We start from the raw sequence: 537 nt of genomic DNA on the forward strand, positions 1-537 counted from the left end.
TTTTGCTCCTGCCTCCCAATTAGCTAAACAACCAAATTTTATTGATAGATTTTTAGAGAAGTTTGATATGACACAAGATTCAAACACAGAGAACACAAACGAACGTACACACGGTATCGACATCAGTAGCCTTCAGCGCTCAGACAATAACCTTCGTCTAGAAGATGAAAAGGTCGCACTTAAAGTTGAAGACCTACGCCTAAGTTATGGTGAAAAAGAAGCGCTACATGGCATCAACATGACGATTCCACAGAATCGTGTAACTGCTTTTATCGGCCCTTCAGGCTGCGGTAAGTCAACGCTATTGCGTTGCTTCAACCGCATGAATGACCTTGTTGATGGCGTAAACATCCAAGGTAAAGTGCTTCTTGAAGGTAGCGACATCTACGATCGTGAAGTCGAAGTAGCAGATCTACGCCGTCGTGTGGGAATGGTATTCCAGAAGCCAAACCCTTTCCCGAAAAGTATTTACGAAAACGTCGCATACGGCTTGCGTATCCAAGGGATCAACAGCAAGCGTGTTTTAGACGAAACTGT

Annotated in this window: 1 protein-coding gene; it reads left to right on the forward strand. The window is 43.9% G+C overall.

What is annotated here, in order from left to right; translation table 11 throughout:
- Window positions 1–67: 67 nt before the first annotated feature.
- Window positions 68–537 (forward strand): phosphate ABC transporter ATP-binding protein (locus A3738_RS28650; protein WP_156504574.1); only part of this gene is annotated, 470 nt, incomplete at its 3' end.

It is taken from the genome of Oleiphilus sp. HI0066 (genome assembly GCF_001635725.1).